The organism is Komagataeibacter europaeus LMG 18890, from assembly GCF_000285295.1.
Classification (GTDB): Bacteria; Pseudomonadota; Alphaproteobacteria; order Acetobacterales; family Acetobacteraceae; genus Komagataeibacter; species Komagataeibacter europaeus.
Genome location: NZ_CADP01000170.1, coordinates 1 through 4,200, shown reverse-complemented (window position 1 = coordinate 4,200; position 4,200 = coordinate 1). Strand labels below are relative to the sequence as shown.

Here is a 4,200-nt window from a genome sequence, read left to right as displayed (position 1 = left end):
TGCTCACGCGACAGGATCACGAGAATATGGTTCATGGCTTCCCATCGTCCCTCGCGGATCCAACGGTAGAAATAGCCCTGCACGGTCGTGAAGGCGGGAAAATGACGAGGCAATTGTCGCCACTGGCAACCCGTAGTGACGATATAGAGGATCGCCTCCATGACCCGGCGCAAATCCGTACGTCGTGGTCTCCCCAGTCGTTTCCTCTCGGGCATCAAAGGCGCAATCAGCGCCCACTCCGCATCGCGAAGGTCGCTTGCATACTCCAGGTCGTCCCTTTGATACTGCGCTCGGGTGATTTCAGTCCAGGCCATCTTGATCTCATCAGGTTATCGCAAACCCATGAATCATAACCCGCTGAAATCACTCAACTCATTTTCGGTCAGACACTGACGGATGCTGGCGATGACATTCCCTTTGATCGCGAGGGATTGCTCAATGCCCTGCATGATTTCTGCGAGGCCCAGGGTGTCAGCACGCAATGGGACGCGCTGCGCCAGATGGATGATGCCGCCCTGCTGGTCACCCTGCCCATGATCTGCCCGTTTGGCACCGAACCCCGCCAGATGATGCTGGAAGCCCCTACGCCCGCCGCACGGGCGCGGATCCTGCGCAATCTGCTGGACGGGGCTGGACATGAACCCGATGAGGGTGCATCCCCATCGTGACCAATGTTACCTGAATAACTGCAACCTGCATGGGATCTGCCGCCATGACCGAAAAGCCGCCCGCCCCACCTCTGGACCCCCGGCTGCTGTCCATCCTTGTCTGCCCGGTAACCAAGGGGCCGCTGGTCTATGACCGTGAGGCCGACGAACTGATCAGCAAGCGCGCAGGCCTGGCCTTTCCGGTGCGAGACGGTATTCCCATCATGCTGCCCGACGAAGCGCGCAAGATCGACGCCTGAAAAAACTGATAAAAACCATAAGTTTCTGGTGAAGCTTTTTTCAAAAAGCTTCAAGGAATGCAGCCTTTTTGAAAAAAGGCTGCACCCAAAAACTTCCTTCTTTTTTATTCCGGCATGGACACCGCCATGCCGTCGATCAGCCGCACGTCACCCAGCCATGCCGCCGCAAGCAGGCGCACGGGCGTGCCTTCGCTCATGACGGCCAGTGGCTGCAGGTCCAGTTCCGAGCGCAGTTCCACGTATTCCACCGGGTCAAAACCCGCATCCACCAGTTGGCTGGCAGCCTGCGCCAATGCGACCGGGACATCCGCGCCTGCTGCGATATCGGCGGCACTGGCCCGCATAATGCGCGGCAGGGCCACGGCGATCTGACGTTGTTGGGGCGCAAGACGCCGGTTGCGTGATGACAGGGCCAACCCGTCGGCCTCACGCTGCGTGGGACAGGCCACGATCTCAACCGGCAGGTCAAGGTCGGTGACCATGCGGCGGACCACCTGAACCTGCTGGAAATCCTTCTCGCCAAAAAAGGCGTAATCCGTCAGCGTCTGCATAAGCAACTTGCACACTACCGTCGCCACGCCATCAAAATGCCCCGCGCGGGTGCCCCCACACAGCCCTTCCGACACGCCTGACACGCCTGACACGCTGATGCTGGTGGCAAAACCGGGCGGGTACATCTGCGATACGGTGGGGGCATACAGCACGTCCACCCCTGCATTTTCCAACAGGCGCGCATCTGCTTCCAGCGTGCGGGGATAGGTTTCAAGGTCATCCGCATTATCAAACTGGATCGGGTTGACGAAAACTGTCGCAATCACCCGCTCCGCCTGCGCCCGCGCCGCATGGACCAGTGACAGGTGGCCTTCATGCAGCGCGCCCATGGTCGGCACCACGCCCACGCGCGCACCTGCCTGCTTCCATTTCCTGACACATGCGCGCAATCCGGCGACGGTGCTGATGGTTTCCATGCGCTATCTTTTCCTCTCCCCTATCCATCACTGACGCCAGTGACGGGACGGATTACATAACATCATTCCGGTTACGTACACGATGGGACATGAGGGCGCGCGCCAATTCATGTATGGACGTGGTGCAGGGATGGCTTTTCTGCTATGTCGGCCATTGCGTCGTGCAGGAGGTTTTTTTTTGGCCCGTTTTCTTCCCGTTCTTGGCATCTGTGCCATCGTGCTGTCACTGGCCGCATGCGCCACCAACACGCCGGGATCGGTCAAGGACCGTTCGACATGGGCACGCTGGGGTTATGCCGAAGGGGTGAAGAACGTCGCCTCCCACTGACGCCACCGCGTTCCCACCCCGCGCGTTCCCGTACAGACCTGATATTCCCCAGCTACAGGATGCCGGCACGACCGGCTGTTTGACTGCATGACCGATATTCCCGAACCCGCATGGTTTCCCATTGCGCTGCGGCTGGACGATGTCCGGGTGCTGGTGATTGGTGGCGGCATGATCGCGGCCAACAAGGTACGCCTGCTGCTGGCCCACCGCGCGAAGGTCGAGGTCGTGGCTAGCCGCCTTGATGCGGAAATGCAGGCATGGGCGCAGGACGGCACCATCACCCATGCCGCCAGTACAGCCGATGACACCACCCTGCGCGCCATCATGCCCGGCTGCCGCCTGGTCTATGCCGCAACCGATGACCGCGCGGTCAATCGCACGGCCGCCAGCCTGGCGCGGGAAATGAACATTCCCGTCTGCGCGGTGGATGACCCGCAGCCCTCCACCTTCATCACCCCGGCCCAGATCCATCGCGGGCTGGTGCGCATCGCCATTTCCACCGGCGGCGCCGCCCCCGTTCTGGCGCGTCGCCTGCGCGAACAGGTGGAAAGCACCATACCCGATGGCACGGGGGAACTGGCCGTATTCATGCAGCAGCAGCGCGAGCATGTAGGGATGGCCTGTCCCGACATCTCACGCCGCAGGCAGGTCTGGGAAACCTTCCTTGACGGCGCGGGCGCACAGGCTGCCCGGCGCGGCGAAATCGCGCGCGCGCAGGCCATACTGGATGACATCATTGCCGCCACCGGCACGCGGGGCGAGGTCTGGCTGGTCGGTGCGGGGCCGGGTGACCCGGACCTGCTGACGCTGCGCGCGCTGCACCTCATGCAGAATGCGGATTGCGTGCTGTATGACCAGTTACTGTCACCCGCTTTACTGGACCGGGTGCGGCGTGATGCGGAACTGGTGTTTGTCGGCAAACGCCGCAACAAACACACCATGCCGCAGGAAGAGATCAATGCCGAACTGGTCCGCCGCGCGCGTATGGGCCAGCGCGTGCTGCGGCTGAAGGGCGGCGACCCGTTCGTGTTTGGCCGTGGGGGCGAGGAAATCGAGGCCCTGCTGGACTCCGCCATCCCGTTTCAGGTGGTACCGGGCATCACGGCAGCCAATGGCTGCGCCGCCTATGCAGGTATCCCACTGACCCACCGTGACTGTGCGCAGGCCTGCATGTTCGTGACCGGCCATGCCCGCGCGGATGGCACGCTGCACCTGCCGTGGGACAGCATGGCGCGCCCGGGACAGACGGTGGTGATCTATATGGGAGTTTCCGCCCTGCCCGCCCTGTGCGCACAGCTTATGGAACATGGCCTGCCTGCGGACTGGCCCGCAGCCATTGTCGAACGTGGCACGCGCGCGGACCAGCGCGTGCTGACCGGCACGCTGGGGGGCCTTGCGCAACAGGCGACTGAAGCTGGCGTTGGCAGTCCTGCGCTGATTATTGTAGGGGAAGTGGTTCGACACCGGGTAATATCCCCATAGCGACTGATTGAAAACAACTCATTGATAAAAAATAATAAAAGTTTTTGGGTGCCGCCTTTTTTTTCAAAAAGGCGGCGTTCTGTCGAAGCTTTTTGAAAAAAGCTCCACCAAAAACTTCCTTACGATTTCAGGATGTTTCCCGGGCTAACTTTTCAGGGTCTGTTGGGAATTGTACTTTTTCAAAGTCACCAAATGTGATTCAAAATCCGTATGGATCGCTTCGTACTGACAGACGCCCAATGGGCGAAAATGGAACCGCTGTGCCTTGGCAAGAAAACAGATCGCGGGCGCAGCGGGCAGGACAACCGTCTTTTTATCGAGGCGGTCTTATGGATTGCCCGGACCGGCAGCCCATGGCGGGACCTTCCGACGTATTTCGGGCATTGGAACTCGGTCTATTCCCGTTACAGCGACTGGATGAAAGCCGGTGTTTTCAAACGGCTTTTTGAAGCGGTCTCTGACGAGGCCGACATGGAATATGCGATGATCGACGGCACGGTGGTCCGGGTTCACCG

7 protein-coding genes are annotated in these 4,200 nt (G+C 60.6%); 5 read left to right on the top strand and 2 right to left on the bottom strand.

Annotation, left to right across the window (positions count from 1 at the left end; translation table 11 throughout):
- Positions 1-314: transposase (locus tag GEU01_RS19790; RefSeq protein ID WP_019086551.1), on the bottom strand; the 314-nt coding region annotated here is incomplete at its 3' end.
- Between the two features lie 117 nt (positions 315-431).
- Here GEU01_RS19790 and GEU01_RS19785 point away from each other — a divergent pair.
- Both GEU01_RS19785 and GEU01_RS19780 read left to right on the top strand, forming a co-directional pair.
- The gene (locus GEU01_RS19785) at positions 432-668 is read left to right on the top strand and encodes a hypothetical protein (protein WP_019087436.1); all 237 of its coding nucleotides are present in this window, start codon (positions 432-434) and stop codon (positions 666-668) included.
- 44 nt (positions 669-712) lie between these two features.
- Positions 713-907 carry a Trm112 family protein gene (locus GEU01_RS19780; protein WP_026018898.1) on the top strand — a complete coding sequence of 65 codons (195 nt, stop codon included), beginning with the start codon at positions 713-715 and terminating at the stop codon, positions 905-907.
- A gap of 104 nt (positions 908-1,011) precedes the next feature.
- On the opposite strand, the gene panC is transcribed toward GEU01_RS19780, so the two are convergent.
- Entirely contained in the window at positions 1,012-1,875 is an 864-nt protein-coding gene (gene panC, locus GEU01_RS19775; RefSeq protein ID WP_019087434.1) for a pantoate--beta-alanine ligase, read from the bottom strand.
- 178 nt (positions 1,876-2,053) lie between these two features.
- Here panC and GEU01_RS26545 point away from each other — a divergent pair, with 178 nt between their 5' ends.
- The 3 genes from GEU01_RS26545 to GEU01_RS19760 form a co-directional block, all read left to right on the top strand.
- Positions 2,054-2,203, top strand: a complete 150-nt coding sequence (locus tag GEU01_RS26545) for a hypothetical protein (RefSeq protein ID WP_019087433.1) — start codon at positions 2,054-2,056, stop codon at positions 2,201-2,203.
- Between the two features lie 87 nt (positions 2,204-2,290).
- Positions 2,291-3,685 (top strand): siroheme synthase CysG, encoded by a 1,395-nt coding sequence (gene cysG, locus GEU01_RS19765; protein WP_019087432.1) that lies wholly within the window; start codon positions 2,291-2,293, stop codon positions 3,683-3,685.
- A gap of 210 nt (positions 3,686-3,895) precedes the next feature.
- The coding region (locus GEU01_RS19760; RefSeq protein WP_042710742.1) for an IS5 family transposase at positions 3,896-4,200 on the top strand (305 nt) is incomplete at its 3' end.

Coding starts and splice junctions, on each gene's coding strand:
- GEU01_RS19780 (WP_026018898.1), top strand. CDS start 713: ATGACCGAAAAGCCGCCCGCCCCACCTCTGGACCCCCGGCTGCTGTCC.
- panC (WP_019087434.1), bottom strand. CDS start 1,875: ATGGAAACCATCAGCACCGTCGCCGGATTGCGCGCATGTGTCAGGAAA.
- cysG (WP_019087432.1), top strand. CDS start 2,291: ATGACCGATATTCCCGAACCCGCATGGTTTCCCATTGCGCTGCGGCTG.